The 23,220-nt window shown below is 38.9% G+C and carries 19 protein-coding genes and 3 pseudogenes; 3 read left to right on the forward strand and 19 right to left on the reverse strand.

Features of this window, described 5'->3' with window-relative positions:
- Positions 1 to 669 precede the first annotated feature (669 nt).
- The 17 genes and pseudogenes from ACFRAK_RS14505 to hutU form a co-directional block, all read right to left on the reverse strand.
- Positions 670 to 1,776, reverse strand: coding sequence for a Ger(x)C family spore germination protein (locus tag ACFRAK_RS14505; protein WP_394571945.1), 1,107 nt, complete (start codon positions 1,774 to 1,776; stop codon positions 670 to 672).
- The gene (locus ACFRAK_RS14510) at positions 1,773 to 2,861 is read right to left on the reverse strand and encodes a GerAB/ArcD/ProY family transporter (RefSeq protein WP_394571946.1); all 1,089 of its coding nucleotides are present in this window, start codon (positions 2,859 to 2,861) and stop codon (positions 1,773 to 1,775) included. The genes ACFRAK_RS14505 and ACFRAK_RS14510 overlap by 4 nt, the downstream gene beginning before the upstream one ends.
- A complete protein-coding gene (locus tag ACFRAK_RS14515; protein WP_394571947.1) occupies positions 2,862 to 4,226 on the reverse strand; it encodes a spore germination protein in 1,365 nt (454 codons plus the stop codon).
- 933 nt (positions 4,227 to 5,159) lie between these two features.
- A complete protein-coding gene (locus tag ACFRAK_RS14520; protein WP_394571948.1) occupies positions 5,160 to 5,432 on the reverse strand; it encodes a hypothetical protein in 273 nt (90 codons plus the stop codon).
- 86 nt (positions 5,433 to 5,518) lie between these two features.
- Complete coding sequence (gene xerS / locus ACFRAK_RS14525) at positions 5,519 to 6,646, reverse strand: tyrosine recombinase XerS (RefSeq protein ID WP_394571949.1); 1,128 nt, start codon at positions 6,644 to 6,646, stop codon at positions 5,519 to 5,521.
- 138 nt (positions 6,647 to 6,784) lie between these two features.
- The gene (locus ACFRAK_RS14530; RefSeq protein ID WP_387704691.1) at positions 6,785 to 6,946 is read right to left on the reverse strand and encodes a hypothetical protein; all 162 of its coding nucleotides are present in this window, start codon (positions 6,944 to 6,946) and stop codon (positions 6,785 to 6,787) included.
- Between the two features lie 15 nt (positions 6,947 to 6,961).
- Positions 6,962 to 7,366 (reverse strand): type VII toxin-antitoxin system HepT family RNase toxin, encoded by a 405-nt coding sequence (gene hepT / locus ACFRAK_RS14535; protein WP_394571950.1) that lies wholly within the window; start codon positions 7,364 to 7,366, stop codon positions 6,962 to 6,964.
- A complete protein-coding gene (gene mntA / locus ACFRAK_RS14540; RefSeq protein WP_394571951.1) occupies positions 7,356 to 7,763 on the reverse strand; it encodes a type VII toxin-antitoxin system MntA family adenylyltransferase antitoxin in 408 nt (135 codons plus the stop codon). Before mntA ends, hepT begins: the two co-directional genes overlap by 11 nt.
- Positions 7,764 to 8,032: 269 nt before the next feature.
- The gene (locus ACFRAK_RS14545; protein WP_387704695.1) at positions 8,033 to 8,158 is read right to left on the reverse strand and encodes a hypothetical protein; all 126 of its coding nucleotides are present in this window, start codon (positions 8,156 to 8,158) and stop codon (positions 8,033 to 8,035) included.
- A 370-nt stretch (positions 8,159 to 8,528) separates the two neighbouring features.
- Positions 8,529 to 10,049 carry a histidine ammonia-lyase gene (hutH, locus tag ACFRAK_RS14550; RefSeq protein ID WP_387704697.1) on the reverse strand — a complete coding sequence of 507 codons (1,521 nt, stop codon included), beginning with the start codon at positions 10,047 to 10,049 and terminating at the stop codon, positions 8,529 to 8,531.
- A gap of 145 nt (positions 10,050 to 10,194) precedes the next feature.
- Positions 10,195 to 11,361, reverse strand: coding sequence for a M20/M25/M40 family metallo-hydrolase (locus ACFRAK_RS14555; RefSeq protein WP_394571952.1), 1,167 nt, complete (start codon positions 11,359 to 11,361; stop codon positions 10,195 to 10,197).
- 37 nt (positions 11,362 to 11,398) lie between these two features.
- Complete coding sequence (gene hutI, locus ACFRAK_RS14560) at positions 11,399 to 12,649, reverse strand: imidazolonepropionase (protein ID WP_394571953.1); 1,251 nt, start codon at positions 12,647 to 12,649, stop codon at positions 11,399 to 11,401.
- A gap of 533 nt (positions 12,650 to 13,182) precedes the next feature.
- A complete protein-coding gene (locus ACFRAK_RS14565; protein WP_144551270.1) occupies positions 13,183 to 14,676 on the reverse strand; it encodes a sodium:solute symporter family protein in 1,494 nt (497 codons plus the stop codon).
- The gene (locus tag ACFRAK_RS14570) at positions 14,673 to 14,873 is read right to left on the reverse strand and encodes a DUF3311 domain-containing protein (protein ID WP_098177425.1); all 201 of its coding nucleotides are present in this window, start codon (positions 14,871 to 14,873) and stop codon (positions 14,673 to 14,675) included. The genes ACFRAK_RS14565 and ACFRAK_RS14570 overlap by 4 nt, the downstream gene beginning before the upstream one ends.
- Positions 14,874 to 15,192: 319 nt before the next feature.
- Entirely contained in the window at positions 15,193 to 16,578 is a 1,386-nt protein-coding gene (locus tag ACFRAK_RS14575; RefSeq protein ID WP_387704780.1) for an amino acid permease, read from the reverse strand.
- Between the two features lie 228 nt (positions 16,579 to 16,806).
- Positions 16,807 to 17,046, reverse strand: a pseudogene (locus ACFRAK_RS14580) (glutamate dehydrogenase); the annotation flags it as partial.
- A gap of 153 nt (positions 17,047 to 17,199) precedes the next feature.
- Positions 17,200 to 18,921, reverse strand: a complete 1,722-nt coding sequence (hutU, locus tag ACFRAK_RS14585) for a urocanate hydratase (protein WP_387704703.1) — start codon at positions 18,919 to 18,921, stop codon at positions 17,200 to 17,202.
- 368 nt (positions 18,922 to 19,289) lie between these two features.
- Here hutU and ACFRAK_RS14590 point away from each other — a divergent pair, with 368 nt between their 5' ends.
- From ACFRAK_RS14590 to ACFRAK_RS14600, 3 genes and pseudogenes are all read left to right on the forward strand, one after another.
- Complete coding sequence (locus tag ACFRAK_RS14590) at positions 19,290 to 21,002, forward strand: sigma-54 interaction domain-containing protein (RefSeq protein WP_394571954.1); 1,713 nt, start codon at positions 19,290 to 19,292, stop codon at positions 21,000 to 21,002.
- A 167-nt stretch (positions 21,003 to 21,169) separates the two neighbouring features.
- A pseudogene (locus ACFRAK_RS14595) lies at positions 21,170 to 21,316 on the forward strand (DDE-type integrase/transposase/recombinase); the annotation flags it as partial.
- Between the two features lie 214 nt (positions 21,317 to 21,530).
- Positions 21,531 to 21,728, forward strand: coding sequence for a hypothetical protein (locus tag ACFRAK_RS14600; protein WP_387704790.1), 198 nt, complete (start codon positions 21,531 to 21,533; stop codon positions 21,726 to 21,728).
- On the opposite strand, the pseudogene ACFRAK_RS14605 reads toward ACFRAK_RS14600, so the two are convergent.
- Positions 21,726 to 21,858 (reverse strand): annotated as a pseudogene (locus ACFRAK_RS14605) (Tn3 family transposase); the annotation flags it as partial. The gene ACFRAK_RS14600 and the pseudogene ACFRAK_RS14605 sit on opposite strands and share 3 nt — an antisense overlap.
- A 132-nt stretch (positions 21,859 to 21,990) precedes the next feature.
- Positions 21,991 to 23,169: a M20 metallopeptidase family protein gene (locus tag ACFRAK_RS14610; RefSeq protein ID WP_394571955.1), complete on the reverse strand. Its 1,179-nt coding sequence runs from the start codon at positions 23,167 to 23,169 to the stop codon at positions 21,991 to 21,993.
- Positions 23,170 to 23,220 lie beyond the last annotated feature (51 nt).

A 23,220-nucleotide genomic window follows, 5' to 3' on the forward strand; every position in this document is an offset into this window, starting at 1 on the left:
TATATATTCTCAACTTCCTATAATTTATCTTATGTAAACTAAAATCCAAAAACAACCATCTAATCTTTTAAGATGGTCACGCTCATTAGAATTAATCAAAACAACATCTTTCCCGTAAGCTAAAGCATATCCTAATTCAAACCAAACATTAGGATTATCAAGGGTAATGTCTGCTAAACAAAGTTTGGAATTTCTATACCACTCACTATTTCGTCGATAGGGATTACCACACTAGTATCCCTATCGACTCTATAAGGTTCTAGACCACAATCTGTAATAGCTGGAGAAAAAATATTTTCATACCTTTCATCAAATTTCCCTTAAAATTGTCCTTCCATCGAAACCTTTATAATTATTCATAAAACTAATGAATGCCGAGGGTGAAGGACCAAAGGAAGTTTGTTTTGCTAACGCGTCCAGATACGAAAACCTCAAATGCATTTGTGTATAGACCAAGGGTTTGCCTTGGGCTTCATTCAGATTCCAAGTCACCGCCGACACCCTTGCCTTTAGCTAATGGTTCGCATATCCCAACGCCCACAGCGGACTTTCACCGCCTAGTTAATGAATATGCCTGGCACACCAAAAACGGCATAACCGTTGCATGCCGTCCATTTGTATAAAACTCTTGTATAAATCCGTAAAGCGCCAGCGGTATTTCACGCACCATTAGTACATCGTTCCAGTCCCACTAAGTGTTAGGTCTGTTTTGACCTTAAATTCTATAGTTGGATATAGGTTTTCCCACTTTTTCACTTCTTTTTCTGATACCCCTTGTTTAGCTTGATACATCAAGCCCAGACCCAACGGATCAGCTCCCATTTTTTGAATGTTTTTCAACGTTCCTTCTACTCTCTTATTGATAACCTCGGCAGCCAGCTTTTGATCTTCTAGCAGTTCATAATTATTTTCCAGCTTTTTTTCGGAGGCTTCAATACTTCCTTCAATTTTCAAATTCACCTGGACATAGGGTTTTTTTCGCTTAGGAATCACCAGATTAATCTTTGTTTTAAATCGGTCTACATTGACAAAAAATTCATTATCCCCATGCCTGACATTAATTTGGCCTTTGCGGCTTGTATTTAAGAGTTCATTAAGGACTCTGGTTTCATCTCTATTCAGTTCACCTATTAATTTTTCTCCTTTTATTAAAGCTACCTTATTAATAACGTAAGTATCTTCCAATGGTTCAATAACAGGGAGGTATGGATCGATTCCGTCCTCTTTTAACCTCATATAATAATCATTAAGAATTTCAGATACTATGTAAGGAGAGGTATTGGTGGTTTGATCAAAGGATAAATTGAGAGCGTTTCCCGCTACTCTTTCTGATTTAAATCTTACTCTAAGGACCATCTCGGCAGTTGGTTTACCAATCGCCATGTAGGAAATCCCCTGGATGTCCCTCCTTCGCATGAACCAGTTAAGAACTTCAGCTTGGTGACTTTTTAAAATATATCTATCAAAAATAAGTACCCGGCAATGGCCAAAATCAAAATCCTTGTCTACCTTGGATTTCATGACCCGTACTGCTTCAGCAATGGAATCTGCATCTTCTGAAATAATCTGGAATTTAGCATTTCCCGGCTGAACCTGTGCAGAGGGAATCGATAATTTCAGGGAAACATGGAAGGGTTTCTTAGGATTATTTGACTTATCTACACCCATAGACACCACAAAGAAGCGCTTATCTATATCCTTAAACGCACAACCTGCTAACATTCCCACAAGTGCAAGGACAGCACATAAGATTAATAAGGAATCCTTCTTTTTCATGTTTTTTTCCTCCTCAAGGAAAGTAGAAAAACAACCATAACTAATACCACTTCAACAGGCAGCCGTAAGTTAAACCAGTATTTTGCGTACCCGAAAAACTCCCTTTGGTTCACGGATTCTTGAAAATAGACACTCAGGAATCCAATAATAGAAAGAAAGGTTAATGTAAATAAGCGCATGCCAGTCTTTCTATCTTGTATACCAAAGGCACCTTTCATTAGCTCAAGGCCAACATTCCAGGTGACTATACCAAAGAGCATCGTTACCAGCATGAATACAAAAACTAATACAAAACTGGTTCGTTCAATAAACCCATATTGCATTCTTAATGAATCTGACGTAACCATCCATGGAAAGACAAAATCACCCATGGATTGAATCCCTAAAAATCCAAAAGGTATAAGATACGTAAAGGCAAGTATCAAAGAACCGAGTACGGGAATTATCCAAAAATATTTAAGGATCTCCTTCGCTTGGACATTTCTGTTAATAATCGCCAAATTGATGTATCCAGTAAATATATAACTGGCTGCTGCAATAGAGCTGTAGTTAGGCATTTGCCAGGTGAATTGTAGAATTCTCTTAATATGTACAGGGTAAAAATAATCACTTGATAGTGTTTTGAAGATAATAAAGCCTACGAATGGAAGAGCGGCCAGCATGGTAATTTCAGTTTTATACAAAATAGATTGAGTATTTCGGGTTGCTCCAAATATAAGCAAGAGAATAAGAAAACCCGAAATGATTCTTAGATCCATTTCCGGATTCAGATAGAGCTTAATAACATAGCTAAACGAATTTACAGCAAGGGTCCCGGCTGCTAGCCACATTAACGATAAAAAAAATAAAAAAGGAACTCTGATATATCCCGGCATTACCTCTTTAAATATTTCCGGCAGGCCCTGATATGGAAATCTGCCCATACCCTTTGTAAAAAGATAAGCCAACAGGGTGCCAAGGGGGATACTTATGAGAATGGATGTAATCGACCCATTGAAACGGTTTTGTATCAAAACCATGGGAACGTTGAGAATGATATTTAATGACATATTCATTAAGATAATGTAATAGTAATAACGTGCCAACTAACTCCGTTCTCCCTTCGTTTCATCGCTTATTTTCTCTATTCTCTTAGAGGATCCCCAATACATTCTTAAAAAAGGTGTACCAAAGCTTCGTGTGTCAGTGAGGTAACAAACTATAATGATAATCCCCGCTAATAAACCCATTATTCCGAAAAAACTGGCCAGTAAGATCAAAGGATAGCGTGCGACCCGCACTGCAAAACTCATTGAATTAACGGGAATGGTAAAATTGGCAATGGCTACGAAGGCGGTAATGATAATCATGATTGAGCTGACAAGCTGTGCCTGCTGAGCAGCCTGGCCAAGTATTAATCCGCCAACTGTTGTCGCAGTCGGTCCAATTGTTTTCGGAAGCCTCAGGCTAGATTCAATAAGCATTTCTACCGCCAAAAGCATAAATATGACTTCAAAAAAAGATGGGTAAGGCACGCCTGCACGGCTGCCAGCAATCGTAGCCGCAAGCTGGGACCTTAGGATCTCAGGGTTATAGGAGGTCAGTGCCACATACAAAGCTGGAAGAATGAGAGTAATGATCAGCCCCATATATCGAATCAAAATCATTAACCTGCTCACCCAAAAAGTATGAGATGTGTCATCCATTGCAGATATAAAATCAAAAAATACTACCGGAACAATTAAACCAAAAGGCGTCCCATGCAGGAGAATTGCTATTTTTCCTTGCGCAAGATTTAAAGCAATCCGATCTGGTCTTTGTGTGTCCATCATGGTCGGAAAGAGATTGTGTCTATTCTTAGTTAAAGCATTCTGAAGCTCGCCGATGGCTTGAATCATATCCATTTTAAGTTCTGGGATTTTCTTCTTTAGATCTCCTAGCACATCATGATCGACCAGGTCCCGATCATACATAATGGCAATGGGTGTTTTAGACACCGTTCCGACTGATTGCTGCTCCACCATAAGGCTTAAAGCGGGATAGCGGGTTCTTATTAAATTAACATTTGTGCTTAAGTCTTCACTTAACGCCTTTTGCGGACCCAGAACAGACATTTCCACGGTTGCGTCCTGCGGCTGGTCATTGGTGGCCTTCATAATGTGATACGAGTAAACGGCATCCCCTAAAAAAATGAGCAGATATCCATCTATTAATAATGATGAAAGTCTGTCACCGGTACTGACCTTTTTACATGTTGGAAGAGATAAAAGATGTAATAAATATCTGCTTTCTTTCTCACATAAAAGCAAAGGTTCTATTACATCCTTCCTTATCTTTTGTTCATCACTCAGACTTTCGAGATATACTAGATAGATTTCCTTTTTGTAATATTCAAACTGGTGGACAATCAAATCTCTGTTATCATTAAATTTTTCTTTTAAGGTGCTGATGACCTCTTTTTGCTTTACCATAGCTCTTTCACACCTTCATAATTGATTTCATTCCGATAGTATTTGTAAAAAAAACCGTTTAATACGTTATTACAGATATCACTGTTAGTTGTTGACCTAAACATAAAAAAAGGGCGTGATTCCAGTTTTTCTCAGAATCATGCCCTAAATACTTTTGCTTTTCAGCTGCAATTCCCGACTGATCAGGTAAAAATTGCTTACTGTTCACTGCAAAAACTTGTCCAGAAACGAAAACCTCAAAAGCATTTCGTGTACCTCAGACCGCTACATCGTTCTTAAAGATATCTAAGCCAAATCATTCTGTAATGTCAGTTGGTAAAAATGGTTATGGTGGTTGCCGAAACCCCAAACACTAAAAATACCTTAAACGTCTCTTTAACGGCTTAAAAAGTTTTTAGAAGGGTGATAAATTGATAAAAAAACTGATTTGGAATTTTAGAAATATGGTAAAATAAGGAAAGTTGATTTTAGATAGGGGTGCTTTTATGGTTTCAGTAATGGGAAGGGTAACTAAAACAAAACAGCCAAGAGGGTGGGTATATTAAACCTAAAGATTTCAATGTTATTGAATTAGTCGGATCTTTCTTTGAAACTTTAAAATCCCATAAAGTCGTTTCGGTTAAAAAATCACCATCTCCACTTGATATCAGATGAGTATAACCACCTTCAAAAGTGAAACCATCTTTTACAATCGGTCCGTAATTATCGTTAAAATGATGACAATCGATTCCCATTGCTCTTTAAGAGATTTAAGTTTTTCGTCTTTCACAACGGGGTCACTCTTCCCCTATATTTGGCTCTCTTGAGTACTTTCTCAGAAAAAGGTGCAATCTTCAAGAGGATGACGAAATGCCATTAGTCCCATCTCTATTCCTGATCGTTCTATCTCATCTATCTCAATCAATTTTTCTTGGACTTGTTCATATGATTCAATTAATCCTGTCCTAAATCCCTCACTAATTGCAATATAATAGTTGTAGCTCGTGACCACATTCCTTTAGCATTTCTTACATTATGACGAAAGTTGTCTATAACAGTGGTATCTGCATGGACAATAATCTTCTTCAATTCGGCTAATCCTGTCATCAACATAAGTGCCCCAAGGAAAAACACATAATACTGCATTAACTCCAAGGTTTCAGTTATTAGACTATAACCTGATAGAACAATAATCACTAATGCTAAGATAACTCTAAACATTTTCAAGAATATATTTCCTCTAAAAATTAACTGTTCTGCCCCTTATAGCAACACTAAAAAAGAGAAGACTAGAAAATCTTCTCTTTTTTTATTTAATCCTTTTCACGATAGTTGGTTCTTTTCTCTCCCAACAGTTTCGCAGCCTTTTTAGCCTTCTCCTGCTCAGGGTTTGTATATAGTGCAGCGGTTGTAGTTGAAGTATGACCAAGTTGCGTCATCAGTAAATGAATATCTCCTGACTGCTCCATTAAGTTTGTCCCGTACGTATGCCTCAGTTTGTGTGGGGACATCGATTTATTGGACTTAAATGCCTTCGTGTATTTCTTTACTAGAGCCTCGATGGCGCGGTTGGAAAGAGGAGTGGCACCATTATTCACCCTAGTCAAGAATACATAGGCCGCATCATCGTTAGATCCTCTATAACGTTCCGATCGCACAGCTAGGTAATCTTTAATGTCCTGCATAGACGGAGGAGAGACTGCCACTACATCCTTTTTTCCACCCTTACGTAACACATGTATTTGTTTCTCCTCGAAATCCAAGTCTCGTAGCCTTAAGTTGGATAACTCATTCACCCGGATGCCACTTCCTAAGAAGAGGGATAAGATCGCAAAGTCACGTTCCTTGTCCCTTTTAAAGTATATGAGTTTCCTGGACTTCTCAGGTAGCTCTCCTTCATAGTCATGCTTCACGAATTCAAGAAACCGTGCATCCTCATCATTGTGGAAAATCTTCGTCGATATTCTGGAAGCACGCGCCCCCAATGTTTCCTTCACTTTATTCACTTCAATTTTCAACATGACATTCCGATAGAAGTAAGGTTCGCCGTCTGCATTTTCCGTCTGGGTCGTTAAATACTTGAAAAGGGAACGTAATGCTGAAATTTTCCGATTGACGGATACCTTTTCCGCTTTTTTTGTTTCCTGCTTATTGATAGGAATATTTCTCCGTTCCAAAAATTTGATAAAAGATTGAGCTTCGATTAACTTCAACTTTTCCAGCACGGAAAGGGGAATATCCTTAATATGCTCCTGTTCAGCAATGCCTTCCGCAATCAGCCACTCCAAAAATAATTTATAATCAAGAACGTAATTCAAGAGGGTGGAAGGGGACCGGGTATCCAATTTATTGTCAACATATTCAACGATATAGAAAGGCATGGACTTAACCAGCTGTTCCAATTTCTGTTCATGGACTTGATGTTGCCTGGTATTGGCCATTGATTGACTCCTTTTTAAAGTTTAATTTATGCGTAAAATTCAATTTTTACGAATAGTTGTTTACATAATTATATTATGTTCAAGTTATTGACTTAAATAACATAACAGCCCAAGCACGAAAGGATAGGGCTGAAATAATTAATTTTTCACAGGAACTTTTACATACTCATATTTTTCTGGATTTTGAAGTTTATGATTTTCGATAGCAGCTTCTGCAGCATCTTTTGTTTCAAAAATTTTATCTACCTTGATTGTTTCTTTATTTGTATGGAGCTCATAAACACGGATTTTGTAATTCATCATAAAACTCCTTTATTAAAATTTGAGGATTTGTTTTGTATAGTCAGTAAAATCCTCAAGATGGTTCGCAACAATTTGCTGCAAAATGTCTATATTAACCGTCTGGTAGTCATGAACGGCTATGTTTCTGAAACCCACCATGGCCTTTAATCGTTTGACGGCGTTTTCGTCGATAATTAAAGCCTCATGAAGCATGTCAAAAGCATCTCTGCTGGTTTGGGGCAATCCTAATTTCCGTTCAGCTACAATATGCATGGCCAAGTCGATTGACGCTTCGCAAGCCCTTTGTATATTGAGGATGATGGAGTCTTGTTTGGTATAGTCCTTCAGGTTTTTTGGATTGTTTTCGTATACGACCTTAACCCGATTCATGCAACGTTCTATAACACTGATTTTGTTCAATATCACATCATTCTTCATAGATGGTCCCACTTTCTCCTATTTTTTTTAAGATATTTTCGCGCTCCTCGTTCAATTTAGCGTACATGCTTAGTGCAGTCATTTGGAGGTTTTTAAGAAGAGTGTCATTCGCTGAATATATAACTGTACCGGTAGTATATATCTGGGCTTTAAATACCGTGGATGCTGTACGGATATTGACCAAGTCCACCTCGATTTTCAGAATATCTGCCAATTCCTGTGCCAGCTGAAAAACTTCATATGTAGTAAGCGATTGATTCTCACTGTAGAAAGCAATATCGATATCACTGTCTTTATGTGTAGATTTTTTGGCATAAGAACCAAAGATAATAATGAAAACGGGATCTATTTTTTTTATGAGAGTATCTTGAATGGTTTGAAACATTTCAGTATACATAAGACACGCTCCCTTAATTATTATATGAATATTATACCAAACATTCATTCTCATGTCCATTTATTCGTAAAACTGAAATTTTACGCAAAGATAATCAATTTACCACACTCTCTTCCTCATCATAAATCTGGAGCTTATGCAAGTTTACTCTTGCCTCCAAATTTTATACGCCTCACCTGGATGTAGTACATCGTTAAATAGCATAAAGTCATCCCGTACAGACCTCGGACAACATTATTTCAATCACACAAAAAGAGCAAACCCGTCGTCTATAGTTGTAGTTCCTGAATAATAAGTGATTTCAAACCCCATAGCTGCGCCACCGATAGGATATTTATAGCTGTCATTTCTCCAAGTACAATCGGAACCCCAAGCATTCCCCCAGGTACATACACAAAGGGAACCTCCCGAAAGTCTTTTGCTCTTTCATCTCTTACAAGTATATATATCTGATTGAAAAACAACGCTAACCGTTTACATGAGGTGCCTATATGACCCTTTTTCGGAAGGTGAACCAAAGAGATTAGAAAAACCTCGTTGAAATTCAGCGAGGTTTTTTACTATATACAATTTTTATAATCTACTTTGCGGTATTTTTTAACTAACTCCCACTACCTCTTTTATTAACAGGGTATTTTCAGTAACAAACTTTTTTTCTTTTTTTTGACTTCACCTACCGCTTCCTTTCATAGTGCATTTTGAAAATCAGTAGTCATTTAATATATTTCAAATCATTAAATTGCACTTTCCTTTTCATTTTAGTTTTTATCTTAATAAATCTTCACGTAAAATAAACTGAGCCAGTTCCTCCATTTGATCTGAAATTGCCCGATCACTTTCTAGAGGAGGGCAAATTAGACGGACTTTTTCTAAATAGTCTCTAGTTGCCTGTGCCAATTGATTTTCAGCTTTTTCCAGATAAATAGCTTGAGAAGCACAAATCATTTCAATCGCTATAACTCTAGCAGAATTATGAATGATTTCCCGAGCTTGACGGGAGCCAATTGTACCCATGCTGACATGATCTTCCTGGTTTGCCGAAGTTGGAATGGAATCAACACTTGCGGGATGTGCTAATACTTTATTCTCGGAAACTAGTGAAGCCGCTGCATATTGAGCAACCATCAGGCCGCACTCTATACCAGGATTGACAGCTAAGAAAGGTGACAATCCGCTTAGTTGCGGATTAACAAGCCTTTCTGTTCTTCGTTCAGAAATATTCGCCCACTCAGCTGCAGCTACTTTCAAAAAGTCCATTGAAAGCGCTATCGGCTGGCCATGGAAATGACCTCCTGAGATGATTTCTCCACTTTCTAAAACAATCGGATTGTCAGTAGCGGAGTTCATTTCTACCTTTAAACGGTCCTCAACATAATTAAATGCTTGCCAAGATGCTCCGTGTACTTGCGGGATACAGCGGATAGAATAAGCATCTTGAATGCGTACTTCCCCTTGGCGTGTAATCCTTCTACTGCCTTCCAGCCAATTTCTCATTCTTGAAGCCACGAATTCCAGCTCCGGATGGGGACGGACAGCTAGTAATTCGCTATCAAAGGCAGATATAACCCCATTAAGCGCTTCCATTGTTAAACAAGCTGCCATATCAGCTGCTAGGCCGACACGCTCCGCTTCATTAAGAGCAAGCACCCCGACACCAGACATTGCCTGAGTTCCGTTTATTAATGCAAGGCCTTCTTTCGCTTCTAAAGAAACCGGTTTCAACCCAGCCCTTTTTAGTGCTTCCTTCCCCTGAAGAATTTCCCCTTTGTATTCTGCCTTACCTTCGCCGACTAGAACGATGGCAATATGTGAAAGCGGTGCGAGGTCTCCGCTAGCACCGACTGAACCTTTACAAGGTACAACCGGATGAACTCCTTTATTAATCATATCAACAAGTAGCTGCAGAGTTTCTTCCCTGATTCCAGAAAAGCCCTTAGCCAAGGCATTTGCACGTAGTATCATCATCGATCTTACAACCTCAATTGGAAAAGGCTCACCTACACCAACAGCATCTGCACGTAATAAATTTAACTGTAATTTTGAAACATCCTCTTTTTCAATTTCGATATTACTGAGTTTGCCGAATCCTGTGTTGACGCCATACACAACTTTCCCGTCATTAATTTGCTTTTCAATTCGATTGCGGCTCTCTTGTACCCGCAGCCGATTTTCTTCGGGAATAGAAACCTTTGCATTGCCATTAACTACCCTTTGTACCTTATAACGATCTAACGTATAACCATCTAATTCTACTAACTCTAGGTCTACTACTCCACTGTTTTGCATTCGTCCATCTCCTCTTGATTTTTTTATCTGAATATTTCATCTTCTTGAAACATTATAAAACTAATTCGGCAAAACACAAAAATAATAATTAAATAATATAGTGGTGAATAAATACCACTGTTGGACTTTTTATACATCATTCTAACTATGCATTTTTATGATTTACATACCATTGTTCAATAAGAGCTGCAGTTAATCTCCCCGTGTTTATTAAGTTTTCAATACTAATACTCTCTCTGAACGAATGGATATTTTGGAATCCTAATCCTAGTGTCAGACAAATTAAGCCATTTTCGTTTAACACGTTCGTATCAGCACCACCCAACGTTTCTGTTAAATAAGGGTTGACTTTAATGCTTTGAGCAGCTGTTTCTGCCGTTTTCACTAACATATCATCCTTCGGAATATCAAATCCGCTGTATTTTTTCTCCATTCTAACGTTCACTTTTCCGCCGTTCTTCTCGGCAGCTTGCTGCATAACCTCTTCCATATGCTTTAGCTGCTGATCTAACTTCTCTTTTGAAAAGCTACGGACTTCCCCGGCAACCGTTACACTTCCCGGAATAATCGATGTCAGATTTCCTCCGTTAATAATCCCGATATTGGCAAGCGTCTCTTCATCGATTGTGCCCAATCTCATATTTGACAATCCTTCAGCAGCAATCAGAATGGCATTGTTGCCTTCTTCGGCATTAAGCGCAATATGAGCGGCGTTTCCTTCAACTTCCATCCAAATCCGACTGCTGTAAGGACCTTTCAAAATAATTTGGCCAACATCACCGCTGCTATCGAAAATATAGCCGGTTTTACTTTTTGCCTTCTTGTAATCCATATAGGTTGCTCCAACAAGCCCCGGCTGCTCATTGACAGTTAGAATAAATTCAATCGGACCGTGCGGAACGTCACTTTCAATAATTGCCCGGACTGCTTCTAAATAAGCCGCCAATGCCGCACGGTCGTCCGCGCCTAAAATGGTTGTACCGTCAGAATAAATAACGCCATCTTTAATGACCGGTTTTAATCCTTCTGTTGGCAGCACAGTATCCATATGTGTTGAGAAAAACAATGGAGGAATTGATGGATCTGTTCCTTCGCGAAAAGCAATTAAGTTGCCAACTTCGCCACCAAAGTTTTTATTGGCTTCATCGAATTCAATAATAAATCCGAGCTCTGGCAGCGCTTTTTTCAAATAATCTGCAATAAGTTTTTCTTTCGTGCTCGGGGCATTAATTTTAGCCAGTTCTAGAAATAGATCTTGTAAACGTTCAGCATTTACATGTTCAGCAGCGTTAGAGACATGTTTCATTTTCATTATAATTCCCTCCATTGTCTATAAATCTTCTATTAACTTAGCGATTCACTACGACTTTTCCATTTTTGATAACAGTTTGCACAATATTTGTTCCCAGCTCATAGGCAATATGCTTATACGTCGGAACATCCCAAATCTGCAAATCTGCTAATTTCCCTGCTTCAATCACTCCGCGATCATTCAAACCGAGAGCTTGTGCTCCACCATATGAAGCAGCCTTTAGTGCTTCCTCAACAGAAAATTTATACAATCGGCAAGCAAGATTGATGACAAACTGCATTGATTCTGTATAACACGCCGGACAGAGATCCGTTGCTAGTGCGATTTTCATACCTAAATCTAGCATCTTGCGGGCATCAAACGGCCGCTTATGGCTGACAGCAAAGTCTAAAGCTGGCATTAAAACTCCAGTTACTTTTGCCTCTGCCAGCTTTTCCATTACTTCAACAGGTGTATAATTTAAATGGTCAATAGATACCATTTTCATTTCCGCCGCTAAGTCAGAGCCGCCAATATAGGAATAGGCATCTGCATGAATTTTCGGCTTCATCCCTTGCCCTAAGCCGGCGTTTAAAATTAATTCAGATTCTTCAGCCGTAAAATAACCTTCATCACACCAAACATCGCAAAATTCGGCGAGTCCGCGCTCGCCTACTTGCGGAATCATCTCATTAATAATGATGTCCAGATACTCACTTTTCGTCATATTTTCCGGAAAGCCGTGCGCTCCTAAAAATGTATTGTACACGTCAAGAGGCGTCTCTTTGCCAAGCCTTCTGCTTACTTCAAGAATTTTAATTTCACTTTCAGTTGTTAGTCCGTACCCGCTCTTGCTTTCAACCGTTGTGATCCCATATTCAAGCATTGTTAGCAGTCGTTTCTTTGATTGTTCAAATAATTCTTCCTCTGGTGTATTACGAGTAAGTTCGACTGTCCGATTAGGTCCGGTTGTAATTCCGATTTTTTTCAATTTTCCCGGATCATTCCCAGTCAGTTTGGCAGCATATTCTTCAACACGTGTTCCATAAAAAACTAAGTGAGTGTGGGAATCAACAAAACCCGGTGCAACAACTTTCCCACTTGCATCAATAACATCTGTTTGATTTATATCAAAATTACTTTTAACCTCTTCTTCGGATCCGACTCCGACAATTTTATCATCTTTAATGGCAATCCAAGCATTTGTTAATGCTCCGATATCCCCCATGCCTTCCCCTATACAAGTAACTACTTCTGCCGCATTACTGATTACTAAATCGACCTTTGTCTTTACTTTCGTTTCGGACATCGTTACCATACCTCCTCCAAAAAATACTGGAACAAACATTATTAATGCATATTTTGTGCCAAGGTTTCAAAACTAGCGATATATTTCATTATTATTAGAATTAATAGAAAATATCAGTTAAAGAATTTCAAATAACTTTTAAAAATCACCATTTCTAATCCAAACAACAAGCAAAAAGCGCAGATAAAATTTGCACACTATTTCATTTCAAACAATTCAATAATAAATAACACTTAACAATATTAAACTTTTTTAGGTGCAAATAATCCTTGCATGCAGAGGTATGCCTGGAGGAAATCACCGAAAGAGCCGATTTCTTATTCTTTACTGACCTATTAATACAGCTATGAAAGGGGATTATAGCCAAACCCTAAAAGTAATATATAAAAACGCGATTGTTGTATAAAAACGATTCTCTAAAATCTAATCGTAATCATACGCTAATGTTTATCCAGGACTCAGGATGTCGCGAATCCATTTTTTATACTCATGCAACATGCCCAAGTCCTGAGTTTTATAGCCTCATGATTTTTTTAATTATGTTTTAAGACATCTCCCTCAGAATGACTTTGCTTACTGACAACACGAGAACTTCGTGTAGCAAAACTCACGACAGTCATGACTGCGATATTAACAATCAAAGCTATAATTCCGACGTTCACATCCTTAATTTCTTGAGGCAATGTTGGAAATAACGAACTGATAGTCGTTTTAGTTATGGTTGTATAAACTACAGTCGCTGTACCAGCTAAGATTCCCGCGAACGCCCCCTGTTTTGTTACGAAGTTAGTTTGCATTAAGCTAGTGGCCAAAGATGGAAACAGTTGGGTCACCAAGCTTAACCCCATTAAAATGAGAGCGACGATTGTGTTTCCGCTATTCAAAGCAAAATATACAGCAATTAGAGCGATAACAGGCACAAGAACTTTTGCTATTTTCACCACTTTTTGATTTGAAGCGGATGGTGAAAAAACTTGGTAAACGTTTTTCGCCAAGAGGGTCGAGACCGTCATCAAAATCATGGAACCGGGAACAATTGCTGCTAGTAAACCCGCTGCACCGATGATACCGACAAACCAAGGGTTAAACGTTTTGATAGACATGAGCAATAATGCTTGATCAACATCCGGCCCCTTTAAATCCGGAACTTGTAGGATTGCCGCAAATCCAACGAAGAGTACAAGAATAATCAATAATTGATACAACGGCAGGATTATTGCATTTTTACGAAACGCATTTCCGTTTTTGGCTGAATAGGCTGCACCGAAGTATTGTGGCCACATATAAAAGCCGAGTGCGTACAGTATCAGCGTTGAAATGTACCACGACACGCTAAATCCCTTATCGGGGAGCATTAGGTGACCAGGCTTCGCGGCATCAATTGCTTCAAACATCGATTGTATTCCGCCGTAATAGTGGAACGGAATATAAAACCCCAAAAACAAGACAACAACGAGAATTAAAATATCCTTAACAACAGCGGTCCAAGCAGAACCGTGGATACCGGAAATCATCACATAGGCGGTTACTGCAATCATCCCAATCCAAATAGCCATCGTCGAAGAAATTGAGCCATAGGACGCAACTGAAACAATAATCCCCAAGCCTTTCAATTGAAGTACCAGATAGGGAATCAAAGCAAATGTCCCCACTAAAGCTACCAGCACCCCTAAATATAGGCTATTGTACTTCTTTACAAAAAAGTCTGACTGTGACAGCAAATTATGTTTCTTGGCGTACTTCCAAACAGGAGGCAGTAGAAAATAGGAAACTATGTAACACAAGCTCCCAGTAGCAAGAAAATAAAAAATCGGTCCCCCTATTCCATACGCCCACCCACTGGCACCAAGAAAAGTAAACGTAGAATAAATCTCTCCAGCCATTAATAAGATTAGGAAAAGAGTACCGAACCCTCGGCCACCCACCGTCCATTGTTCAAGGTTCATATCTTTCCCTCTTCTCGCTCGAATTCCAAGGTAAAGAGATAGGAGCAGACATCCAAAAATAATGAAGATGGACACGCTCATTCGTTTCCACTCTCCTTTCTCATAGGATCGAATTTATACATAATAGCTAAGAGAATGGATGTGAGAACCACCCACAAAACATTCCAAAATAAGAGAAACGGCATGCCAAGTACGTAAGGAGTCACTCTATTAGCGAAAGGGAGCCCTACTAATAAACCGATAAATGGCAGTAATGCAAGAAAATAAATAGGTTTCATTGATCCGACCACCTTTTTATCCTCTGAAAGAGGAGAATAACTTGCTTCAGCCCACACAGTAGCTTGTCAATAATCCTCGGTGACTGACAATTTTATGTTATTGTTACTTTCGGCGATGTGTCTCATATCATTCTTGGATAACTGCGGTTACTCCTTTCCAGGTTTGTTAGAATAACAAACGAAACGTAAAGATTGATACTCTTAAACTTTATTTTTTGTTTTGTTACTTATCGCAGTTATCACCTCTGCTTTAACTGTATGGGGTTTCGATGGACATAAAATTGTTCTATGGTAAGGCTTCTATCCAAAATCACTTGTTTTACTGCTCTTTGAAATCAATCTTACATTCTTCTAACGGGATTACTTTCGATTTCTTTATAAATTTATAGCTGAGCCACAACAAGAGAAACAATGGGAGGCCAATATAGGCTGACAAAACATTTTTCCAATCGATATGTCCACTAATAAAACCTTCAAAGTTTTGTCCGAGCAAGATGACTAAGCAAAGGGCGAAGGCAAATATCGGTCCGAAAGGAAACCATTTTGCACGATAAGGCAGATCTTTAAGTGAATAACCTTGTGCAACATATGCTTTCCGGAATCGGTAATGACTCGCAGCAATACCGAGCCAAAAAATAAATGTCGTGATTCCGACTGAATGCATCAGCCAGATATAAATTGTACCGTCACCAAAGATGGACGCTAAAAAAGCTAGCATTCCAATAATCGCTGTGGCTACCAATGCTATGACGGGAACCCCTCGTTTGTTTACTTTAGCTAAAAATCGTGGCGCTTGTCCGTCTTGAGCCATGGCATACATGATTCGGCTTGTCACGTAAAGGCATCCGTTACCAGCGGACAATACAGAAGTTAAAATAACCGCATTCATAGCAGAAGCTGCAAGAGCGAACCCTGCTTTTTCAAACACGATGGTAAACGGGCTAGCCATGACCGTAGAGTTTTGAAGACTTCCGTTCGTATAAGGAACTAGAAACGAGATAACTAGGATCGCCAGTACATAAAATAGAAGAATTCTCCAAAAGACGGTGCGAACTGCACGCGGTATATTTTTTGAAGGGTTCTCACTTTCCCCAGCAGCGACACCGATGCACTCTGTCCCCGAGAAGGAAAAACCTGCAATTAACAATATGCTTAAGGTGCCAAGGGTACCCCCAACAAACGGAGCTTCCCCAGTGGTAAAGTTATCAAATCCAATCGGCTGTCCATTCATGATTCCAAAAATCATCAATGTTCCAACAACAATGAAGATAATAATCGTTGCCACCTTAATAAAGGAAAACCAATACTCCCCTTCACCAAACCCTTTAACAGATAAAAAGTTTAATAAGAAAAGTAGCATTAAAAACAACCCACTCCATAACAATGACGAACTATCGGGAAACCAGTATTTCATAATCAGTGCAGAAGCAGATAGTTCTGCAGCGAGTGTCATAGCCCAAGCGAACCAATAGTTCCAACCAAAAGCAAAACCAAGGGCGGGATCAATAAATCGTGTGGCATACGTACTAATCGAACCGCTTGTCGGCATAAACGAGGCCAGTTCCCCAAGACTTGTCATAACAAAATAAACCATGATGCCAATCACGCTATACGCAAGTAAAACTCCACCCGGGCCCGCTGTATGGATGGCCGGACCGGTTCCAAGAAAAATTCCAGTTCCGATAGTACCACCCAACGCAATCATCGTAATATGGCGTGCTTTTAATTTTTTTTGTAAGCTAACTGATGACTCATTTTGTTCCACATTTGATGATAATTGCAGCTGTTGATTATCCAAACTAACACCCCTTTAAAATCTTTTGAAGAAATGTGTTACTGCATTAATTTAAAAGGTACCGATATAAGCTGAACGAATACCTAAAAAGAGAAATCTTGCTTCTATTACTAAAAGTCACCTTCACCCGATTACAGTTTAAACCCAGACCCGGAAACGCGAAGTTTCAGCCGTTATTCTTATTCCAACCATATATGCAGCTAATCGCATATCCACTTTTAGGACCTGTGATGTTTGAGAAATATTTTCAAATGAATCGACCATTGCTTTTCGAAGTTTTTCAGAAACCTCATTCTCTGACCAATAATACCCTTGGTTATTCTGAACCCATTCAAAGTAAGAAACGATGACACCACCAGAACACGCCAGTAAATCCGGTCAATACATATTCCTTCGACTCCGATCCATCAGCTCCCTAACAGTAAATTTTTAATAATCTTTACCCTTTCTTCATCCACTAATTTTTAAATATTATTAAGGATAAAAGAATGGTAGAGATCATTCGGACCTCTACCAATGTTTTTGCACGTGTTACGCTTTAACGTTTTCCGGCTCTACATCTTTCGGACCGAATGTTGCTTTTGGCGACCACCATAATGGAATTTGGATGCTTTCTTTCGTTATTTTACCTTTACCATTGGCAACATTTTGAGCAATTTCATAACCAGCTTGAGCATGACGAACAACCCCGATGCCAGAATCAACTGTCATCGCAACTTCTAATCTCATGTCAGATTCAGCTGTTCCGTCTGCAATCATCGTAACACCTGTATGAACAGCCTCACCCATGGAATAATTCGCTTGAAGGGCAATAAGATCACACATACCAACAGCGTTTAGAAGACCGTTCAATACCGGCCAGTCAGAGATTAAGTCACTTCCGTCTTTCATATTTTCAGATTCAAATGTCGGGTTTACGATGGAACCAGAGTCTAAGTTATCACGTGAGAATGCAACCGGTCCGGATAGTTCGCCACGGCGGATCATATCATTTACTTCTAATGCAAATGCCTTACGCTGACCAAAGCCCATGTAACAAATACGAGCTGGTAATGCTTCAATTGGAATATGCTCTTTCGCAAGCTTAATCCAGCGCGTTACGAGATAGTCATCGCTAAATTTGTCTAAAATCATATCATCAATTTTCCTTAAATCTTCTGAATCACCTGATAGACAGATCCAGCGGAAAGGTCCACGACCCTCACAGAAGAGCGGACGAAGATATTCAGCTACAAAGCCTGGTAAACGTTTTGCTTCTTTCGCATCCATGCCTGCATCGATACACTCTTTACGGTGACTTGTACCGTATTCAAATGAATGCACACCAAGGTCCATAAATTTGATAAGCGATTTCAACTCACGAACCATCGTTTCACGTGCTTTTTCTAAATAAAGTTCACGATCTATATCACGAAGCTTTTCTGCTTCTTCAACTGTATAACCAGAAGGTAAGTAGGAAATCGGATCGTGGCCAGGAGTCATTGATGTTGAAATATCTGGTAAGAACCCTTTTTGAAGAACTTCTTCAAAAATATCAGCCGCGTTTCCAACTACTGCCACACCAAGTGGTTTCCCTTCAGCTGCATGTTGTTTTGCCATCGCAATCGCTTCATCCAATGAATCTGCCAAACAATCAATAAATCCTTTTTCAATTCTTCTCTTAATAATCTCTACGTTAGAGTCACATAGAATCGCTACTCCTCCGTGCATCGTCATGGCTCTCGTTTGATTTCCACCCATACCACCAGCACCGGCTGTTAAAAGAATTTTTCCAACAAGGGAATCATTGTAGTGAAGGCGTGCAATTGCTGACAAGGTTTCAAATGTCCCTTGGATGACCCCTTGTGTACCGATATACTCCCATGGAGCTGCTGTATAGTTTGCATACATCGTTAAGTTTTTATCTTGTAAATCATAGAAAGTCGGCCAGTCCGCTTTCATAATATTTGTCGTTGCCATAACAACTGTCGGAGCATATTTATGTGTTTTAAACACCGCAACAGGCATACCGGATTGAACAACAAGTGTTTCATCATCTTCAAGCTCTTTTAACGATTTGACGATTGCATGGTAAGACTCCCAGTTACGTGCTGCTTTACCAATCCCACCGTAAATTACAAGCTCTTCCGGTTTTTCTGCGTTTTCCATATTGTTTTCAAGCATCCGTAAAATAGACTCTTGTCTCCAACCTTTACAACGAAGTTCAGGTCCCCTTTGTGCTTTAACTGAATATAAGATTTCTGGTTTTGACATGTACTATTCCCCCTAAATTAAATTAAGTATTTACTGTACTCGCTTTTATATATTGCAAGTACCGTGCCAAAGGAGTCTAATTTTATGGGATTTTCTAATTTTACAGAAAACACTGTCTATAATCGGCTATTTTTAAATTCCCCCTAATATAACCGGATTACCATTTTACAAAAGTTGGTTATTTGTCCAGAAGAAATCGCAGATGTTTTTTGCATCTATTTCATTGAAATCATTCGAATATTTAAAAAATTGTAAACGGTTACATCATTAATTGCAGCAGATAAATTTTGCATGCAGACTATTTGAAATATTTGAAATTAATGTTATATTCAAGGGGACATTAAACGTGAGACAGGAGGAAAGGAAATTTGACTGCAGCATCTATCGGATCAATTATTAGAAGTTTTGTAGACGGGGTTATCGTGTTAAATGAAAAACACGATGTTTTATGGCATGACGTAAACGAAGACATCCCATTGGAAATCACAGAAGGTATTCCTATTACTGAACTCATCCCCTGTGAAGAAGTGAGGTTTGTAGATAATGAAACCTTTCCTATTACAATAAACCAAAAGAAATTCATTGTTGAAGTGAAGAATTTTTCTGCAGATAACCACTATATTATCTTGTGTATAGAAAACACTAAGGATTTAATGACAAATCCTAAGATGCGATTATATTGTCTAGAAAAAATAGTCGAATCTCTCGATGAAGGCGTGATGATGAGTGACCATGAAGGAAAAATCACCTTATACAATGTTGCGCAGGAGAGACTGGAAGGTTTAAATAGTCAAGAAATTATCGGCAAACATTTATGGTCAGCCTATAATTATAATCCGCAATATTCGGAGCATAAACATACATTTAAGACTGGAAAACCCATTTTCTCCAGATATCGGGCGCACTCGACGGTTAACGGAATTCCGAAATATGTAAATTACAGCACATTTCCCATTCAAAAGGATGGAGAAACGATTGCTGTTTTTTCACTAAGTACGAATGAATCAAAACTTAAAGATCGACTTCACCAAACCATTGAGCTAAAAAGGCAAAGTGTTGTTACGGATAAGAATAAACGTGATTTAAAAAATGGGACCACTTTCACGTTTAATCATATTAAAGGCGAAAGCCTTGCATTAAAAAACTTAATTAAGGAAGCGCAAAATATTTCTATTCATAATACCGATGTTTTAATCGTCGGAGAAACAGGAACAGGTAAAGAGCTGTTTGCCCAAAGCATGCATAACCACAGTCCAAGAGCAGAAAGTCCTTTTGTTGCGATTAACTGTGCGGCAATCCCTGAAAACCTGTTGGAAAGTACTTTATTTGGAACCGTAAAAGGAGCCTTTACCGGCGCAACGAACCAAATGGGACTGTTTGAATATGCCAAAAATGGCACCCTCTTTCTAGACGAAATTAACTCCATGCCGCTGACATTACAATCAAAGTTAATGCGAGTATTACAGGAGCGTTTAGTTCGAAGGGTCGGTTCCAATGAAGTTACACCTGTGGAGTGTACAGTCATCAGTGCATCAAACGAAGATCCGGAGAAACTGATTTCCGAAGGAAAAATGCGACTTGACTTGTTTTATCGGATTGCCCATACAAGTCTCTACATACCTCCTTTAAGGGAGCGAACAGAAGATATTCACTTTTTTATCGAATACTTTCTTGAGTCTAATCGGAAGAAATTTTCTAAAGCTGTTCCGGATTTTTCAAAAACATTACTTATGATTCTTCTACAATATCCTTGGCCTGGAAATACTCGAGAACTTGAGCATTTAATCGAAAATGTAATTATTCGGGTAAGCGAAGCCGATCAATCAATTGAGGTTGACCATCTCCCTGGTTATATGAGAAGAAAAATCTTTTCCGATCACACGTATAAAATCAATGAACAAAAAAATATGGAAAAGAAGCCTTTTAAGTCAATCTTTACGAATTCTCAAGAGCATTTTATCCAAAAGACATTAGAACAGACGGACTGGAACATATCAAAAGCTGCAAAAAAACTCGGGATTACCCGGCAAAGTATGCAGTATCATATTAAAAAACATGGTCTTGTAAAGCCGAATTGTTAAATTAAAACAAGCCCCTTTCACTAAGAAAAGGGCTTGTTTTTTTTGCATTTGATGCCAAAAAAGGTGGATATGCAAGTGATGTTTCAGAGAGGAACAACGCTTCTCGCTTTCTTATTGGGGTCCAGGTATATCGCCATCAAGTTAATATTTTAAAAGGTACGGCGCGTCATCCTAAACCAACAAATGACTCCTGGAGAGTCGATGAAACGTATATAAAAGTAAAAGGTCAATGGATGTATCTGTATCGTGCAATGGATTCCAAAGGAAACACGATTGATTTTTACCTCAGTAAAACAAGAGACAAAAAGGCTGCAAACGCTTCTTCAAGAATGATATTATCCCCTCTAGGTAGAGACATGTGCTTCAAAAACTAAGCTAAGAGAGATAAGTAGCATGATGGGCACAAAGGATATTAAGTGATTGAAAGAGAAGGTGGATTAAATGTACGTGATGTATATTCAATAAAGTACTACAACAAGGAAGGTTTCTTTGAACTGAAATTGGAGATCAACGAGGAAGATCTAGAGGTTGATTATAGAGGAGTACTTGCGGAGAAATGCATCTTTTGTTTTTGTTGAAGTTGAAATCATAAATAACCGTCCAATGAATTTCTTGCTCTACTCCAAGTGTAGAACTTATATTGACCCAGATAATCCCGAAGAAGACGAAGCACTGTTTGATGCTGAAGTAGAAATTACTGGAGACTATGACGGAAACCCATTCTAGTTGGCTATGAAAGTTTACAAGCCTTGTGTTTGCTTCCGTAATTGTTTCTGTCCGAAAATAATTTTGCTCAAATCCACGTTAAACGATCACGCTCTAAAGAGGGAACGCTGTCTTGGACAAGAGGCCATAAGAAAAAAATAACCCCCACCTTGAATGATGGAGGTTAAAGCTAATGAACCCTACGCCAGTCCACAGCTATAAAAACTGGGATATTTCTCAAATACCCCAGTGGTAATTCTCAATAACTTTGAAAACTTTCCCTTTACTTACAACATAATTCTGTTGCAATACCTACAAAATAATCGACCCCGTATTGTAATGCGGCCTCATCGATTTTAAATTTGGGGTGATGGAGTGGATGCGCTTCACCAAAATCTTCATGATGAACACCAATAAATTGCATCGAGGAAGGAACTTTTTGTGCGATGGCTGAAAAATCCTCTCCACCAAATAAAGGTTCCTCTACATGGATCACATTTTCTTTTCTAAAAATGCCTTCTGCTACCTCTCTTGTGATACGAACAGCCTCTTTGTCATTTACCACACTTTCATAGCCTTCATGCCAAACGATTTCATATCGAGCCCCGTGTGCCTCTGTAATACCTTTAACAATCTGGTTGACATAGTTTTTAGCTTTAATACGGATATCAGGGTCAATTGCACGAATTGTACCGCCAAGCACTACCGTTTCTGGAATAATATTGAGTGCACTCCCCCCATGGAATTGTGTAATAGAAATAACCGGTGAATTTAAGGCTGGTAGTTTTCTAGATACAATATGTTGAATGTTGGACGCAATTTCTACCCCCACCGCAATCGGGTCAACTGTTAATTCAGGTGTTGATGCATGACCCCCATAACCGATGACCTTAATCTCAAAGTCATCATTTGATGCACAGAGCACTCCTTCTCTCATGCAAATCGAACCGGAGCGTTCATATGGTGTGACATGAAGGGCAAAGGCATAATCAACGCCCTCTACAACGCCTTTTTCAACAAGCTCGATTGCACCTCCTGGAGGCATTTCCTCAGCATGTTGGAAAATAAATCTGATTTCACCGCCTATTTCATCTCTCTTTTCGGAAAGAACCTTCGCCGCGCCTAAAAGCATTGCGGTATGTGCATCATGTCCACATGCATGCATGACTCCAGGGTTCTTTGATCGAAATTCAATATTCGCTTCCTCTTGAATAGGAAGTGCATCCATATCTGCTCGAAAAGCAATGGTCAGCTGTTTTTCACTCGATTGTTTTCCACCTTTGAGTACTCCCAAAACACTTGTTTTAGTTGGTCTTGTTACTTCTAATCCCGAAAACGTTTTCAAAAGATTGTAAACGTATTCAGATGTTTGAACTTCTTGAAAGGAGAGTTCTGGATTTGCATGTAAATACCTTCTCCATGAAACTACTTCATCTTTTACAGAAATTTGTATGGTTGCCATCTAACCCTATCCCCTTTACCTTTTACTTACCTGATAATTTGTTGTAAACAT

The sequence above is a fragment of the Peribacillus sp. NPDC056705 genome (assembly GCF_043656335.1).